The following is a 16,676-nucleotide window of genomic DNA, read 5'->3' on the forward strand; positions in this document are numbered from 1 at the left end:
GAATCCGGCTGCAGATGCCGCCGGACCAACGGGTTAACAAAGTCTTGGCAAGCCCGATTTTGGCTTGAAAAACCGCGATTTAACGGGCAATCAGGCGGCTGTTTCGCAAGCTGACCCTGGCGCCTCGGCAAATCCCTGCCCGGCGCCGTCGCTGGACCGCGGATGGCCAAGATTACTCGCAAAGTCACTGACGATCCTTACGGCGCCTGGGCGCTGATCCGCCGCTTGGTCGCCGAACAGGCGGTCACCTATTGGCGGCGCTACCTCCTGGCCTTCCTGCTGATGGCGGTCTCCGCCGCGACCACCGCAGGCGCCGCCTATATGCTTGGCGAGGTCATCAACCAGGCCTATGTGGACAAGAGCATCGAGCGCATCGCCCTGTTCTCGGGCTTCGTGGTGGTGATCTTCCTGATCAAGGGCGCGTCGACCTACGGCCACACCGTCATTCTGTCGAAGATCTCCAACGCCATTGTCGCCAACAATCAGCGCCGGCTGTTCGCCAAGCTGATGAACGAGAGCATCGGTTTCTTCTCGGAGCGGCATTCGTCGGAATTCCTGCAGCGGCTTACCGCCGGCGCTAATTCGGTGACGCAGGTACTCAGCTTGTTGATCAACGCCGTCGGCCGCGATCTGCTGTCGCTGATCGCGCTGGTCGGCGTGATGGTGATGCAGGACCCCTATATGGCGTTGTTCGGCTTCCTGGTGGCGCCGCCCGCGATGCTGGTGCTGCGCAAGCTGGTCCGCCGTATCAAGGGTCTCGCCCGCAACCAGTTCACCGGGACCACCGAGATTCTGGAAGTGATGCAGGAATCGCTGCAGGGCATCCGCACGGTGAAGGCGTTCACGCTCGAACAGACCATGCAGCAACGCATGGAAGCGAGCATCACGGCCGTCGAGCAGAACGCCAACAAGATGGCGCGCGTCTCCAGCCGCTCTAGCCCGCTGATGGAAACCCTCGGCGGTTTCGCCATCGCGGCGTCGCTGATGTATGGCGGCTATCGCGTGGTGGCCATGGGCGCGACACCCGGGCAATTCTTTTCCTTCGTCACCGCCTTCCTGCTGGCCTATGAGCCGGCGAAGCGGCTGGCGCGGCTGAACATCGATCTCAACAGTCAGATCATCGGCGCGCATACGCTGCTGGAGATCGTAGACAGTCCGGCTTCCGAACCCAACGACGATCACAAACCGGCGCTGAAACTGACCGATGCGCGCGTCGAATTGCATGACGTGACGTTCCGCTATCGCCCCAATGAGGTGGTGCTCAACCGCATGAGCTTCGTCGCCGAGCCCGGCAAGGTGACCGCATTGGTCGGTCCCTCCGGCGGCGGCAAGTCCACCGTGCTGGCACTACTGCTGCGACTCTATGAGGTCAGCGAAGGCGATATCACCATCGACGGCCAGTCGATCGGCCAGGTGTCGCGGCGCTCGCTGCGCGGCCAGACCGCCTATGTCGGCCAGGACGTCTATCTGTTCCGCGGCACCATCCGCGAAAACATCGCCTTCGGCAAACCGGGCGCGACGGAAGACGAGATCGTAGCGGCAGCCAAGGCCGCCTGCGCCCATGATTTCATCATGGGCTTCCCGCTCGGATACGAGACGCCGGTCGGCGAGCATGGCGCACAACTCTCCGGCGGCCAGCGCCAACGCATCGCCATTGCGCGCGCGCTGGTGAAGAACGCGCCGGTCATCCTGCTGGACGAAGCTACCGCAGCGCTGGATTCCGAATCCGAAAAATCGGTGCAGGAAGCCATCGAGCATCTCTGCCAGAATCGCACCACGATCGTCATTGCGCACCGCCTGCACACCATCATGCACGCCGACGCCATTCTTGTGGTCGAGGGCGGCGAGATCGTCGAGCGCGGCCGCCACGACGACCTGCTGCGCCGTGGCGGACGCTACGCGTCGTTCTTCCGCTTGCAACATCGTGATGCTTCGCCGCTGGCACCGCTTCATGCGTCGGCGTAAGACTTGCCTCTGTTTTCTGCCGCGCAAGCACGGCATCCGTTTTAATCCCAGCCTTCACAACCAGCCCGAGAGCCGTCCATGACCGCATCGTTCGTTATCGCTCCTCCACCGCAGGCCGCCATCGCCGTTCAGGGCGAGACTTCGAAATTCCCGGTGCGCCGTGTCTGGTGCGTGGGCCGCAACTATCTCGAGCACATCCGGGAGCTCGGCAATGACGAGCGCAACCCTCCCTTCTTCTTCGCCAAACATGCCGACATGATCGTGCCTGATGGCAGCGAAATCCCATACCCGACCCTGACCAAGGACATGCAGCACGAGGTCGAGCTCGTCGTCGCGCTGAAGAGCGGCGGCCTCAACATCTCGCCGGACAAGGCGCTCGATCACGTCTGGGGCTATGGCGTCAGCGTCGACCTCACCCGCCGCGACCTCCAGACCATCTCGCGCAAGAAAGAGCAGCCCTGGGAAATCGGCAAGTCGTTCGACATGTCGGCCCCCACCGGCGCGCTGGTCCCCGCTTCAAAGGTCGGTCATCCCTCGAAGGGCAAGATCTGGCTCTCGGTGAACGGTACCGAACGTCAGAAGGGCGACCTGTCCGAGATGATCTGGAACATCGCCGAGATCATTTCCAAGCTGTCGCTGCAGGTCGAACTCGGCGCCGGCGACGTGATCCTGACCGGCACCCCGGCGGGCGTTGCCGCGCTTCAGCCGGGTGACAAGGTCGAATGCGGCGTCGACGGCATCGGCACCTTGAAGTTCGAAATCACCAAACCCAAGTAAGTCACGCACGCCTTTACTGCGAAAGGCCGCGCGTCACGCGCGGCCTTTTTCGTTTCGGCTCCATCAGGGAAGCGATCCATGCCGCTCGAACTAGGTCTCGACACGTTCGGTGACGTCACACGTGGCGCCGGCGGCGAAATGCTGTCACATGCACAAGTCATCCGCAATGTCATCGACGAGGCCGTCCTCGCCGATCAGCTCGGCGTCGACTTCTTTGGCGTCGGTGAGCATCACCGCGCAGACTTTGCCGTATCGGCGCCCGAAGTCGTGCTCGCGGCGATCGCCACGCGCACCAAGCGCATTCGCCTCGGTTCAGCCGTGACCGTGCTGAGCTCCGACGATCCGATCCGCGTTTTCCAGCGCTTTGCGACCGTGGATGCCGCATCGAACGGCCGCGCCGAAGTCATCCTCGGCCGCGGCTCGTTCACAGAATCCTTCCCGCTGTTCGGCTTCAAGCTCGACCAGTACGAGACGCTGTTCGAGGACAAGCTCGATCTGTTCGCCGCGCTCGCGTCCGAGCCGGAAGTAACCTGGAGCGGCACGACCCGCCCGCCACTCACCAATCAGCGCGTCTATCCGCCGATTGAGGCCGGCAGGCTGATGACCTGGATTGGCGTCGGCGGCAGTCCTGAGTCAGTCGTTCGCGCGGTGCGCTATGACATGCCTTTGATGCTGGCGATCATCGGCGGCGAGCCCGAGCGATTCAAACCCTATGTGGATCTCTATCACCGCGCCTATGGCGAGATTAAGCGACCGGTAAAGCCGATCGGCGTGCATTCGCCAGGCTATGTCGCCGTCAGCGACGAGCAGGCGCGTGAGGAACTGTGGTCTGATTACAAAGCAATGCGCGATCGCATCGGCAAGGAGCGCGGCTGGCCGCCGATGCAACGCCGCGAATTCGATCAGGAAGCCGAACACGGCTCGCTCTATGTGGGATCGCCAGAGACCGTGGCGAAGAAGATCGCGAAAACCGCGAAGGCGCTCGGCATTTCGCGCTTCGATCTGAAATACAGCGCGGGGCCATTGCCGCATGAGAAGCTGATGACGTGTATCGAGCTATACGGAACAAAGGTCATTCCGATGGTCCGAGAGATGCTCAAATAACAAAAAGCCCCGGATCACTCCGGGGCTTTTCTTCTTCAATTCGTCAAAACAAACTCAGTAGCGGTAGTGGTCCGCCTTGAACGGGCCTTCGGTCTTCACACCGATATAAGCAGCCTGTTCCTTGCTGAGCGTGCTCAGCTTGACGCCGATCTTGGCGAGATGCAGACGGGCTACCTTCTCGTCGAGCGACTTCGGAAGGACGTAGACTTCCTTCTTGTACTTGCCGTCCTTGTTGTTGGCATAGAGTTCGATCTGCGCCAGCGTCTGGTTGGTGAACGAAGCCGACATCACGAAGGATGGATGTCCGGTCGCGTTGCCGAGGTTCACCAAGCGGCCTTCGGACAGCAGGATCATGCGCTTGCCGTCTGGGAAGGTGATTTCGTCGACCTGCGGCTTGATGTTGTCCCACTTCAGGTTCTTCAACGTGGCGATCTGGATCTCGTTGTCGAAGTGACCGATGTTGCAGACAATGGCACGATCCTTCATCGCGCGCATGTGCTCGATGGTGATGATGTCCTTGTTGCCGGTCGCGGTGACGAAGATGTCGGCGCGCGGTGCGGCGTCTTCCATGGTCACGACTTCATAGCCTTCCATCGCCGCCTGCAATGCGCAGATCGGATCGATTTCGGACACCAGCACGCGGCAACCCGCCTGGCGCAGCGAAGCGGCCGAGCCCTTGCCGACGTCGCCGAAGCCGGCAACCATGGCGACCTTGCCGGACATCATGACGTCGGTGCCGCGACGGATGCCGTCGACCAGCGATTCACGGCAGCCATAGAGGTTGTCGAACTTCGACTTGGTCACGGAGTCATTGACGTTGATCGCGGGCCACAACAGCGTGCCAGCCTTCTGCATGTCGTACAAACGATGCACACCCGTGGTGGTCTCTTCCGAGACGCCCTTGATGCTGTCGGCGATCGCCTTGAAGTAGCCCTTCGGTTTCTCCTTGAGCTGCTTCTTGAGCAGCGCGAAGAACACTTCCTCTTCTTCCGAACCCGGCTTGTCCAGGAACGCCGTGTCGCCGTTCTCGGCCTTGAGGCCGAGATGGACATACATGGTGGCGTCGCCGCCGTCGTCGAGGATCATGTTGGGATGACCGCCGCCATGCCAGTCGAACAGCTTGGCGGTGTAGTCCCAATATTCACTGAGACTTTCGCCCTTGATGGCGAACACCGGAATGCCGGCTGCTGCGATCGCGGCAGCGGCATGATCCTGGGTCGAATAGATGTTGCAGGAGACCCAGCGGATGTCGGCGCCGAGCGCCTTCAGCGTCTCGATCAGCACTCCGGTCTGAATGGTCATGTGCAGCGAGCCGGCAATACGCGCGCCCTTCAGAACCTGCTTCGGGCCGAATTCCTCGCGGGTGGCCATCAGGCCGGGCATCTCGGTCTCAGCGATCGAGAGCTCCTTGCGGCCGAATGGCGCGAGATTGATATCCTTGACGATGTAGTCCGTGAAACCGTTGGGGGCGGTCATGTTTTAATCCTTGATGAGAGAGCGATTCCGCAGCGCTCGCGCCTTCGCGAGCGAACACGGAATCTCGATGTGATAGTCACTTCTGGGTTCCGGGTTCGTATGCGCGAAGATGCGCACACGCCTCGGAACGACGAATTTGTGGTTAGACGTTACGCTTCAGCGCATCGACGAGATCAGTCTTCTCCCAGGAGAATCCGCCGTCGGCATCCGGCGTGCGACCGAAATGACCGTAGGCCGACGTGCGGGCGTAGATCGGCTTGTTGAGGTCGAGATGCTTGCGGATGCCGCGCGGCGTCAGGTCCATCGCGGCAGCGACGGCCTTCTCGATGGCATCGTCAGCGACCTTGCCGGTGCCGTGGGTGTCGACATAGATCGACAGCGGGCGCGCCACGCCGATGGCGTAAGCGAGCTGCAACGTCGCCTTGTCGGCGAGGCCTGCGGCGACGATGTTCTTGGCGACGTAACGCGCAGCGTAAGCGGCCGAACGGTCCACCTTGGTGGAGTCCTTACCCGAGAATGCACCGCCACCATGCGGGGCTGCGCCGCCGTAGGTGTCGACGATGATCTTGCGGCCGGTCAGGCCTGCGTCGCCATCGGGACCGCCGATGAAGAACTTGCCGGTTGGGTTGATGTGCCAGATCGTCTTATCGCTGATCCAGCCATCCGGCAGCGCCTTGCGGACGTAGGGCTCGACGCGTTCGCGCACCTGGTTCGAGGTCATGTCCTCAACGAGATGCTGATGCGAGACGACGATTTCGCGCACACCAACGGGCTTGCCGTTTTCGTACTGCACGGTGACCTGGCTCTTGGAGTCCGGACCGAGCACCTTTTCGGTACCGGCATGACGGGCTTCCGAGATCAGGCGCAGAATCTTGTGCGCGTAGAAGATCGGTGCCGGCATCAGCTCGGGCGTTTCGTTGGTAGCGTAACCGAACATGATGCCCTGGTCGCCAGCGCCTTCTTCGGCATTGGTCGGCTGCTTGGCATCGACGCCCTGTGCGATATCGGCCGACTGCGGATGCAGCAGAATCTCGACGTCGGCGGTCTTCCAGTGGAAACCGTCCTGCTCGTAGCCGATGTCCTTGATGGCGGCGCGAACGACGGCTTCGATGTGGTCGTTGGTGACGGTGGATGGACCGCGGGTCTCACCGGCGATCACAACCTTGTTGGTGGTGGCGAGGGTTTCGCAGGCAGCGCGAATATCCCAAGGATCAATGCCCGCCTTAGGGCCTTCGCGGAAGAACAGATCGACGATCTCGTCGGAGATACGGTCGCAGACCTTGTCGGGATGGCCTTCGGAAACCGATTCACTGGTGAAGAGATAAGACGCGCGCATCAACTGGTCCTCTAGGTTGCGCCGGAGCCCGGCAGCCTTTGTCACATTGTTCCAGAAATGTCAGTCGCGACGCCGCGAGATGACGTAGGATTCGTCGTAGAACCAGAGACCGTTGTGCTTGCGCAAAACTTCTCGGGTGGCATCCAGGTAACGGCCGCTCTCCGTCACTTCCGTCAAACGGTCATCCTCGATTTGAGCCACGTAAACCGCCGCGTTCCACGCTGCAAAAGCCGTCGAAGTTCCGATCGATCCGGTCACCTCGTTCGGCAGCGCCTCCATGGCGTAGCGAAAGATCGACCGCTGGTCGGAATAGGCATTGAAGTTCAGATCGCGGCCGGCTGAGCCCAGCTCGTATTTCACTGCGCGCAATAGCTCATGACGGCTCACGGCGAAAGGGTTTTCTTTGGGCCAGACGGCTTGGACGATCTCCATGCCGGGGTCCTGCCCATGCGAATGGATACCGATCAGTCGCCCACCTGCCCGCAGGGCCCGGGCCAGCGGCGCCATGATCCGTTTGGCCCGAAATTGCACCGAAGACTTCGCCCGATAGGGCTGGGAGGCGATAATCAGGTCGAAATTGGCCTCCGTGCGCCCTGCCCGCGGGATAATCGAATCCAGCAGGAACCGGTGATCCTCGCGATAAACCACCAGCGCCACAGGCCGTTCATAGGTCGGCATGCCCGATCTGGGGTTGATGCTGGCCCGCCAGTTGTCCTCAAGAAAAGCTCCAAGTCCGGCGATCTGGTCGGCGAATTCGCCGGACGAAGCCCCTCGCAGCGGAACTTCGTGCCAGATCATGGCGGCTGCGGCGGCCGGCGATGCTGGGGTCAGTGTGGGTGCCTCGGCATAATGCATGTTGGTCAGCACGAAGACCGTGGCGGGATGTTCGAACAGCCGATCCGGCACCTTGTCCAGCGTCAGCCGGACGTCCTCGAGGCTGAGCTCCTTGCCGGCGATATAGAATGGCATATGCGGAAAACGGCCGTGCATCGAGCGCATCACCCGCGCCAGCACCGTGCCGTCGCCAACGCCCGCATCGAACACCCGCAGCGCTGGCGGGCGCGGATGGATGCTGGCCAATTCGAGGCCGACGCGATCGGCAATGACCCGCTTTTCCGAGCAGGTATGGACAAACAGCAGGTATTTCTGCCGGTTCTCGAAGAAGCGGAAATTGCTGCGCGGATCGCGACGTTCGATTGGCGGCTCCAGCCCGCGTGGCGGCGGCACGCCCTCCGGCATCGATTGGGCAATGAAGGCCTGAATCCGTTCCAGCGTGTCGATGGTGATGCGCTTTCCCTCACGCAGGCGATTCACCAGCTTGCCGTCGTTGACGGCCCGGCGACCGAAGGTCGACTCCGCCATCTCCGCCTGTCGGCAGAAATCCGAGATGATTCCGAGGATCTGATCGTTCTTCATGTGCGGGGATGTGACCGGAAGTGGGCAGAATTATGCTTGGCCCACTCTTTAGCACAGTCTGCCCACAGATGAAATGCCCCCTTCGATCCGCCTGCCGTCGTGTGAAAGTCGCGCGCTTCTGCTAGGATGTGCCAAGTTCAAATTCTCGCCTTCCGACTACTCAAAACGGGCTTTCTCCATGCGCATTGCGATGATCGGCACCGGTTACGTCGGCCTTGTGTCCGGCGCCTGCTTCGCCGATTTCGGCCATAACGTGATCTGCGTGGACAAGGACAGCAGCAAGATCGACGCCCTGCTCCGTGGCGAGATCCCGATCTTCGAGCCCGGCCTGGACGCGCTGGTGGCCAGCAATGTGAAAAGCGGCCGGCTCGGCTTCAGTCTCGACCTCAGTGAAGCCGTGAAGACGGCGGATGCCGTGTTCATCGCGGTCGGAACCCCGTCCCGCCGCGGCGATGGCCACGCCGATCTCAGCTACGTGCATGCCGCTGCGCGCGAGATCGCCGCCAACCTGCGCGCTTATACCGTGGTGATCACCAAGTCGACCGTGCCGGTCGGCACCGGCGACGATGTGGAACGCATCATCAAGGAAACCAATCCCGACGCCGACGTCGCCGTGGCGTCAAACCCGGAATTCCTGCGCGAGGGCGCCGCGATCCGCGACTTCAAGCATCCCGACCGGATCGTTGTCGGCACCGACGACGAGCGCGCGCGCGCAGTGATCTCGGAGATCTATCGCCCGCTTTATCTCAATCAGGCGCCCATCATGTATACGGGTCGGCGCACCGCCGAGCTGATCAAATACGCCGCCAACGCATTTCTCGCGACCAAGATCACCTTCATCAATGAAATCGCTGATCTGGCCGAGCGGACCGGCGCGGATGTCCAGGACGTCGCGCGTGGCATCGGTCTCGATAACCGCATCGGCGCGAAGTTCCTGCATGCGGGTCCCGGCTTCGGTGGCTCGTGTTTTCCGAAGGATACCCGCGCACTGGTCAAGACCGGTCAGGACTACGACGCGCCGTTGCGGATCGTCGAGGCAGTCCTCACCGTCAACGATAACCGCAAGCGCGCCATGGCCCGGAAGGTGTCTGCCGCGCTTGGCGGCAATCTGCGCGGCAAGACCGTCGGCGTGCTCGGACTGACGTTCAAGCCCAACACCGACGACATGCGCGAGGCGCCGTCGATCCCCTTGATCACCGCGCTTCAGGATCTCGGCGCGACCGTGCAGGCCTACGATCCCGTCGGCATGGAACAGGCCAGGCACGAACTGCCGGATATCACCTATTGCAACGATGCCTATGCCTGCGCGACTGGCGCCGACGCGCTCGTGATCGTGACCGAATGGGAGCAGTTCCGCGCACTCGACCTCGCACAAGTGAAGCAGAAGATGAAGCAGCCGGTCATCGTGGACCTGCGCAACATCTACCGCCCCGAGGAGATGGAGAAAGCCGGTTTCACTTATGAGAGCGTCGGGCGCGGGAAGTCCTGAGAGCTCACCGTCAGGAGACGGAAATGCAAATGCCCGGCAAAAGCCGGGCATTTTTGTTGGCGAGCCGCCGGTCAGGCGACAGCGGGCTTACTTGCCCCAGAGCTCGTTCGCGACATCGACTGCGAGCTTGAGCTTGGCCCACTGCTCTTCCTCGCTGAGGATGTTGCCTTCCTCGGTCGATGCAAAACCGCATTGCGGCGACACGGCCAGCTGCTCGAGCGGCGCGAACTTCGAAGCCTCTTGCAGGCGCGCCTTGATGTCTTCCTTCTTCTCGAGCTCGCCGAACTTCGAGGTGATAACACCAACCACGACGACCTTGTTGCCCTTCGGCAGGAAGCGCAGCGGTTCGAAGCCGCCTGCACGATCCGAATCGTATTCGAGGAAGTAGCCGTCGTAATTGGTACCAGCGAGCAGCGTTTCAGCCACTGGCTCGTAGCCGCCCGACGAAATCCAGGTGGAGCGGAAGTTGCCGCGGCAGACATGCGTGGTGATTACCATATCCGCAGGACGCTCGGCGATCGCGTAATTGATGATGCGCGAATAGATCTGCTGCAGATTGTCGGCATCCTCGCCGCGTGCACGGACCTTGTTCAGCTCGTCTTCCGAGCAGAGATAGGCCCAGACCGTGTCGTCGAACTGCAGGTAGCGGCAGCCGGCGTCATAGAACGCCTTCACCGCCTTGCGATAGGTCTTGGCCAGATCCTCGAAGAACACTTCGATATCCGGATAGATCTCCTTCGAGATCGCCTTGCGACCGCCGCGGAAATGCAGAACTGCCGGCGACGGGATGGTCATTTTCGCGGTGACGCCGGCGGTGTCGCAGTGCTTCTTCAGGAACTTGAAGTGCGCAAGCATCGGATGATCGTCGGGGAAATCGACCTTGCCGATCACGCGCACCGAGTCGTGACGGGTCTCGACGCCGGTGAACTGGATGCCGGTGTCGGGATGATAGAGTTCGCAGCCGGTCAGCTTGGCGAGGAAGTCGAAGTGCCACCACGAACGACGGAACTCGCCGTCGGTGGCGAGCTTGAGGCCGGTCGAGGCCTGGCGATGCACAACCTTCTCGATCTCGATGTCTTCAACCTTGCGCAGGTCGTCGGCCGAAATCTCGCCCTTCTCCAGCTTGGCGCGCGCTTCCTTGATCGATGCGGGCCGCAACAGGCTGCCGACTTCGTCGGCACGGAACGGGGCTTTGGTTCTCTGCATAGTCGTTACTCCAGAATGCTTGGTTTGCAGATCAGCCGGGTGTGCCGGCCGTGTGTTTGTTCTTGCTGCCGGCCGCGCCGGCGACGCCGAGGAAATACTCCAGCACGGCGGGATCGGATTTCAACGCTGCACTCGTTGCATCATGCACGATGGTGCCGCGTTCCAATATCACGACACGATCGGCAAGCCCGAGTATTTTTTGGGCATTCTGTTCAACGATGATGGAACAGATGCCGCCGGCGCGTGTGATCTTGCCCAGCGCTGCCAGCAACTCATCGACGATGATCGGTGCAAGGCCTTCGGTCGGTTCGTCCAGCAGCAGCACCTGCGGATTGAGCGTCAGCGCACGGCCGATCGCCAGCATCTGCTGTTCACCGCCAGACAGCTGATTGCCGAAATTGTTCTTGCGCTCTTCGAGCCGCGGAAACATCTCGTAGATCTTCTTGACGTCCCATGGCCCAGGCTGCGCCACGGCGGTCATGTTTTCTTCCACGGTGAGCGAGCGGAAGATGTTGCGCTCCTGCGGCACCCAGCCGATGCCGGCGCGGGCGCGCTGGTCCGGCCGCAGCGACGTGATGTCTTTTCCGCCAAGCTTCAGCGTGCCGCTGAAGCGGCGGGTGACGCCGACGATGGAATTAATCAGCGTGGTCTTGCCGGTGCCATTGCGTCCGAGCAGCGCCAGCACCTGGCTTTCGCCGAGTTGCAGCGTCATCTTGGGAATGACCACGGCTTCGCCATAGCCCGCGCGCAGGTCATTGATGTCGAGAAGGTCAGACATCGGCGCCCTCGCCCAGATACACGGCCTTGACGCGCGGATCGCGCGCCACTTCGTCCGGCGGGCCTTCCACCAGCATGGCGCCCGCGACCAGCACAGAGATGCGATCGGCAAAGGAGAATACCAGATCCATGTCGTGCTCGATCAGCAACACGGTGACGTCGCGCGGCAGGCTGGCGACGGCCGAGAGAATATCGTGGCGCTCGCTTTCCGGCACGCCTGCAGCCGGCTCGTCGAGCAGCAGCACGCGCGGCTTGGTGGCAATGGCGACGGCGATTTCGAGAAGGCGCTGCTTGCCATAGGGCAATGTCGCCGTCGGCTCATTCATGACGTCGAGCAGATGAAAGCGCGCGAGGTTTTCCGCGATCGCGTCATTGACGTCACTGCGGGTGCCCATGCGACGCCACCAGTCGCTGCCATGGCCGAGATGTTCGGACGCTGCGAGACCGACCGTCTCCAGCGGCGTCATGTCGGGGTAAAGCTGATTGATCTGGAAGGTCCGCGACAGCCCGCGCAGCACGCGCTTGTGCACCGGCAAGCCGGTGATGTCGTTGCCTTCGAGCAGAATGCGGCCGGAGTTCGGCTTAAGCACACCGGTCAGAAGATTGATCACGGTTGTCTTGCCAGCGCCGTTCGGACCGATCAGCGCGTGGCGCGCACCGGCCTCGATCTTCAGCGACAGATCGCGCGTGACGCGGAGGCCACCGAAAGATTTTTCGAGATTGACGGTTTCCAGCGCGATGGTCATGGCGCCTCACCTTCCGGCGCAACGACCGGCGTCTTGGCGCGGCTGAACTTGCTTGCGATCAGGCGCGGCAGGAACATCGCCCAGCGATGCATGCGGTCGCGGCCGATCAGCACGATGACCACCAGCACGGCGCCGATCCAGAACTGCCAGTATTGCGGCGTCAACGTCGAGAACAGCTCCTGCAGCAGTTTGAAGATCACCGCACCGATCAAGCCGCCATAGAGATAGCCGGTGCCGCCGATGATCAGCACCAGCATCAGGTCGGCGGAGCGATCGAAGGCGAAACCATCGAGCGAGGCCAGCGCCGTCGTCTGCGTCGAGAGTGCGCCGGCAACACCCGCATAGAAGGCGGCGATGGTGTAGATTGCGATCAGCCGACGATTGACGGGAATGCCGATCGCCGAGGCGCGCAGCGGATTGTTGCGGATCGCTCGCAGCGACAGGCCGAACGGCGAATGCACGATGCGTCGTGCCAGCAGGAACAAGACGAACAGCACGCAGAGACAATAGATGAAGCCGACCTTGCCGAAGATATCGAACGAGAACTGGCCGAGGATCGGCGCCATCTCGATGCCCTGAAGGCCATCGGAGCCACCGGTGATATTTGAAAAGCGGTTGGCGAGTTCGCGCAGCAACAGCGCAATACCGAGCGTCACCATCAGCCGCGTCAGATCTGACCCGCGCATGACGAGAAAGCTGGTCACGAAGCCGAGTACCATTGCGGCGAGACCAGCAACGACCAATGCGATCACAGGCTCCGTGACAATGCCGTGCAATGCCAGCAGCCCCGCCGCGTAGCCACCGAAGCCGAAGAATGCGGCGTGGCCGAGCGAGACGATGCCCGCATAGCCGAGGATGAGGTCGAGCGAGAGCGCGAACAGCGCGAGCCACGCGATCTCGGTCAGGATCAGGTAGCGGTTCGGAAACAGCAGGATGCAGCCTGCGGCGGCGAGCCAGAACACGACTTCGGGCCAGCGCCATTGCGCGCGCGCCATGGCGAAGGTGCCGACTTCCGGATGGGTGGTGCTGTTTGCGGTCATGACGCCCTCACCGCGCCGCGGTGCGGCCGAACAGGCCGTTCGGGCGCCAGATCAGGATCACGATCATCATGGTGTAGATCACGAAGGCGCCGAGCTTCGGCACGTAATATTTGCCGGCGACATCGCCGATGCCCAGCAGCAGCGAAGCCAGGAACGGTCCGGTGATGCTGGACGAGCCGCCGACCGTCACCACGATCAGGAAGTAGATCATGAATTTCAGCGGGAAATACGGATCGAGCCCGAGGATCTCGGCGCCAAGTGCGCCGCCCATGCCAGCCAATCCGCAGCCGAACGCGAAGGTCAGCGCGAAGACCTGCGGAACGTTGATGCCCAAACCTGACGCAGCCCGCGGATCGTCGACCGCGGCGCGCAGCCGGCTGCCGAAGCGCGTCTTCGACAGGATCATCTGCAATGCGATGGTGAGCAATCCGCAGATCAAGATGATCATCAGGCGATAGCGGCCGACGCCAAGGCCGAAGAGATTGATCTGACCCTGCAGATAATCCGGCAAATGAATAAAGGTCTGCGCTGAGCCCATGAAGTAGTCCATCGCCGTCACGGACATGAAGACGAGGCCGATGGTGAACAGCACCTGATCCAGATGGCTGCGCGCATAGAGATGGCGATATAGCGATCGCTCCAGCACGGCGCCGATCGCCCCGCTCACCACGAAAGCAATCGGCAAAGCCGCAAAGAATGGCAGGCCGGCGCGATTGACCAGGATCGCGCAGGCATAGCCGCCCGCCATGGCGAAGGCGCCGTGCGCGAGGTTAACGAAGTTCATCAGGCCCAGCGTCACCGCCAGCCCGCACGCCAGCACGAACAGCAACATGCCGTAGGCGACGCCGTCGAACAGAATGGTGAGAAGGGTCATGAAAGCGAGTTAGCCGTGATTAGAGAAACGTGAGATCGATATTTTAAAGCGACGTCATGGCCGGACTTGTTCCGGCCATCCACGCCTTGGCCAAAACGAAGACGTAGATGCCCGGGACATCCGGCGAAGCCGCGCTTCGCGCTTTTGCCCGGGCATGGCGTGGAGAGCGCGGTGCCAAACACGCGCTCCCTCCACGCAGCATTACTTCTTCGTCTTGCCGGGATCCTTCACGGCTTCGAATGTCGCGAATTCGACATTGTAGAGTTCGCCGTCCACCTTCTCGACCTTGCGGATATAGATGTTCTGCACGATGTCGCGGGTCTCCGGATCGATCGAGATCGGACCGCGCGGGCTTTCCCACTTCATGCCCTTCATCGCAGCAATGAGGCTGTCACCATCGGCCTTGCCGCCGGTCTTCTTCAGCGCCTCATAGACGAGATGGATGCCGTCCCAGCCACCGACGGCCATGAAGCCCGGGCGGGTGTTGTAGGCCTTCTTGTAGGCCGCAACGAAGTCCTTGTTCATCGCCGAGGGATGCGCGGCTGAATAGAGATGCGCGGTCACGGCGCCCAAGGCTGCATCGCCCATGTTGTTCAGCAGGTCGTCGTCCATCACGTCGCCGGGTCCGATCACCTTGATGCCGGACTTGTCGAGGCCACGCTCGGCATACTGCTTCATGAAGTTGCCGCCCTGCCCGGCGGGCACGAACACGAACACTGCGTCGGGCTTGCTGTCCTTCATGCGCTGCAGGAACGGCGCGAAATCGGGATTGGCGAGCGGCACCTTGACCTCTTCGACGATCTCGCCGCCACCGGCGGTGAAGTGCTCCTTGAAGAATTGCAGTGCGTCGTTGCCCGGTGCGTAGTCGGAGGTCAGCGTCGCGACCTTCTTGATGCCGTTCTTGGCAGCCCAGTCACCGATGATGGTGGAGGACTGTGCCAGCGTGAACGAGGTGCGCACGATATAGGGCGAACGCTCGGTGATGATCGAGGTGCCGGCAGCCATCACGATTTCCGGCACCTTGGCCTGGGTCGCGAGCGGCGCAGCGGCCAACGCAGCCGGCGTGACGCCGAAGCCGGCGATGATGTTGACCTTCTCGTTGACGATCAGTTCCTGCGCGAGGCGCTTGGTGTTGTCAGGCAGCGCCGCGTCATCCTTGAGGATGATTTCGACCTTCTTGCCGGCAACGGTGTCGCCGTTCTTCTGCTGATAGAGCTTGATGGCGTTGTTGATCTGCTGGCCGGTCGAAGCCTGGCCACCGGTCATCGGCACGATCAGACCGATCTTGACGGTCTCCTGCGCCTGCGCGAGCCCGCCGATGGACAGCACGCCGACAGCAGCCACGGTCGCCGAAATGAAATTCCTCAGCATTAATTCCTCCTCTGTAGGTGATGCCGGCTCTTCAAGGCCGTGAAGTCATAGTCCCCATACGCTGTCGCCCGCGATGATGATCGCCCGCGATAACGGAGCCATGTTGACCTGTCAACGGCTGGGTTGACAACACAACGCGGTCTGTTGAACTGCGCAATTCCGACGCATCGTGGCATGCTGCTAAAGTCTAGCCAAGCATCCGCGATCGGCTCGACTTCCGTTCATTTCAGATTGCAGATCGTATCCAGATGACAAAGCCGGTGATCAACCATGGACGATATGTACCGGCGCTCATCAATTTCCTGGGCAACAAGCTCGCCGCGGGTGCCTCGAGTGCCTATCGGCGCGAATTCGGCGTCGGCGTCACGGAATGGCGAATCCTCTCGAAGCTCGCCAGCGAAGACGCGTGCACCGCACAACAAATTTGCCAGTATTTCGACCTCGACAAGGGTCTCGTCAGTCGCACCCTTAAATCTCTGGTCGATAACGGCAGCGTGACAGTGACCGATCTGGCCGGCGACAACAGGCGCGTCGTCATCCTGACCAAATCCGGCCGCGCGCTGCACGACCGGATCATCGAGCTCGCGCTGGACCGCGAACGGGTCCTCCTGGATTGCCTCGATGAGAAGGAAGTTGAAAAGCTGATCGACATGCTGGGCCGCCTGCTGGCACAGGCACCGGCGGTCAACGCGGTACAGGTTCGCAAACCCGCTGCATCGAAGCGCAAGACCACGGCGTGAGACGACATGGCTGAGTGCGACCACGCGCCGTCCTTGCCCGCGCCTGTGCGCGTGCGTGGCAGTCCCGGTGGTCTCCCTCAAGAATGAGGGAGATGAAGCGCCGAAAGGCGCGACTTGGGTACAGTGCCGCAGCGTAGTGTCCGGATCGCCGGACAGCAGAGGCCGCGGAAACGCCTTTCGACGCTCCATCGTGGCGATTTCTGTCCCCGGGACCGTTCTTCCGGGCAAAGGCGCAGAGCTCCGCACTCCGCTGATCCCGACGGTTTCCCGCCGTTCACCAATGCCACGTCCAGCCAGCATGAGTGGCAGACCCCCGTAGTGGGGCCGGACGGTGACCCAAGGCCTCCCGAGTGCGTGAG

The 16,676-nt window shown here is 61.8% G+C and carries 14 protein-coding genes; 5 read left to right on the forward strand and 9 right to left on the reverse strand.

All coding sequences use genetic code 11. The features are described from left to right. Positions 1 to 162 precede the first annotated feature (162 nt). The 3 genes from BLW80_RS28905 (at position 163) to BLW80_RS28915 (ending at position 3,846) form a co-directional block, all read left to right on the forward strand. Positions 163 to 1,965, forward strand: coding sequence for an ABC transporter ATP-binding protein (locus BLW80_RS28905; RefSeq protein WP_093761976.1), 1,803 nt, complete (start codon positions 163 to 165; stop codon positions 1,963 to 1,965). A 78-nt stretch (positions 1,966 to 2,043) separates the two neighbouring features. Further along, the gene (locus BLW80_RS28910) at positions 2,044 to 2,742 is read left to right on the forward strand and encodes a fumarylacetoacetate hydrolase family protein (RefSeq protein WP_093761978.1); all 699 of its coding nucleotides are present in this window, start codon (positions 2,044 to 2,046) and stop codon (positions 2,740 to 2,742) included. A gap of 78 nt (positions 2,743 to 2,820) precedes the next feature. Continuing rightward, on the forward strand, positions 2,821 to 3,846 hold the full coding sequence (locus tag BLW80_RS28915) for an LLM class flavin-dependent oxidoreductase (RefSeq protein ID WP_093761980.1): 1,026 nt from the start codon (positions 2,821 to 2,823) through the stop codon (positions 3,844 to 3,846). Between the two features lie 54 nt (positions 3,847 to 3,900). On the opposite strand, the gene ahcY is transcribed toward BLW80_RS28915, so the two are convergent. The 3 genes from ahcY to BLW80_RS28930 form a co-directional block, all read right to left on the reverse strand. Further along, entirely contained in the window at positions 3,901 to 5,322 is a 1,422-nt protein-coding gene (gene ahcY, locus BLW80_RS28920) for an adenosylhomocysteinase (protein WP_093761982.1), read from the reverse strand. A gap of 142 nt (positions 5,323 to 5,464) precedes the next feature. Next, complete coding sequence (gene metK / locus BLW80_RS28925) at positions 5,465 to 6,658, reverse strand: methionine adenosyltransferase (RefSeq protein WP_089268239.1); 1,194 nt, start codon at positions 6,656 to 6,658, stop codon at positions 5,465 to 5,467. 60 nt (positions 6,659 to 6,718) lie between these two features. Continuing rightward, positions 6,719 to 8,074 carry a hypothetical protein gene (locus BLW80_RS28930; RefSeq protein ID WP_089268228.1) on the reverse strand — a complete coding sequence of 452 codons (1,356 nt, stop codon included), beginning with the start codon at positions 8,072 to 8,074 and terminating at the stop codon, positions 6,719 to 6,721. Between the two features lie 178 nt (positions 8,075 to 8,252). Here BLW80_RS28930 and BLW80_RS28935 point away from each other — a divergent pair, with 178 nt between their 5' ends. Continuing rightward, a complete protein-coding gene (locus BLW80_RS28935) occupies positions 8,253 to 9,563 on the forward strand; it encodes a UDP-glucose dehydrogenase family protein (RefSeq protein WP_093761984.1) in 1,311 nt (436 codons plus the stop codon). 87 nt (positions 9,564 to 9,650) lie between these two features. Here the strand turns inward: BLW80_RS28935 and BLW80_RS28940 are convergent, their stop codons facing one another. From BLW80_RS28940 to BLW80_RS28965, 6 genes are all read right to left on the reverse strand, one after another. Further along, complete coding sequence (locus tag BLW80_RS28940) at positions 9,651 to 10,769, reverse strand: cobalamin-independent methionine synthase II family protein (RefSeq protein ID WP_093761986.1); 1,119 nt, start codon at positions 10,767 to 10,769, stop codon at positions 9,651 to 9,653. A gap of 31 nt (positions 10,770 to 10,800) precedes the next feature. Then, positions 10,801 to 11,547, reverse strand: a complete 747-nt coding sequence (locus BLW80_RS28945; protein ID WP_093761988.1) for an ABC transporter ATP-binding protein — start codon at positions 11,545 to 11,547, stop codon at positions 10,801 to 10,803. Next, positions 11,540 to 12,292 (reverse strand): ABC transporter ATP-binding protein, encoded by a 753-nt coding sequence (locus BLW80_RS28950; protein WP_089268231.1) that lies wholly within the window; start codon positions 12,290 to 12,292, stop codon positions 11,540 to 11,542. Before BLW80_RS28950 ends, BLW80_RS28945 begins: the two co-directional genes overlap by 8 nt. After that, positions 12,289 to 13,287 carry a branched-chain amino acid ABC transporter permease gene (locus BLW80_RS28955; RefSeq protein ID WP_439079900.1) on the reverse strand — a complete coding sequence of 333 codons (999 nt, stop codon included), beginning with the start codon at positions 13,285 to 13,287 and terminating at the stop codon, positions 12,289 to 12,291. The genes BLW80_RS28950 and BLW80_RS28955 overlap by 4 nt, the downstream gene beginning before the upstream one ends. A 52-nt stretch (positions 13,288 to 13,339) precedes the next feature. Next, positions 13,340 to 14,206 (reverse strand): branched-chain amino acid ABC transporter permease, encoded by an 867-nt coding sequence (locus BLW80_RS28960; RefSeq protein ID WP_093761992.1) that lies wholly within the window; start codon positions 14,204 to 14,206, stop codon positions 13,340 to 13,342. Positions 14,207 to 14,407: 201 nt separating this feature from the next. Next, positions 14,408 to 15,577, reverse strand: coding sequence for an ABC transporter substrate-binding protein (locus BLW80_RS28965; protein ID WP_093761994.1), 1,170 nt, complete (start codon positions 15,575 to 15,577; stop codon positions 14,408 to 14,410). Between the two features lie 248 nt (positions 15,578 to 15,825). On the opposite strand from BLW80_RS28965, the gene BLW80_RS28970 reads away from it, so the two are divergent. After that, a complete protein-coding gene (locus BLW80_RS28970) occupies positions 15,826 to 16,317 on the forward strand; it encodes a MarR family winged helix-turn-helix transcriptional regulator (RefSeq protein ID WP_068738189.1) in 492 nt (163 codons plus the stop codon). Positions 16,318 to 16,676: the final 359 nt, after the last annotated feature.

It is taken from the genome of Tardiphaga sp. OK245, assembly GCF_900108575.1.
Classification (GTDB): Bacteria; Pseudomonadota; Alphaproteobacteria; order Rhizobiales; family Xanthobacteraceae; genus Tardiphaga; species Tardiphaga robiniae.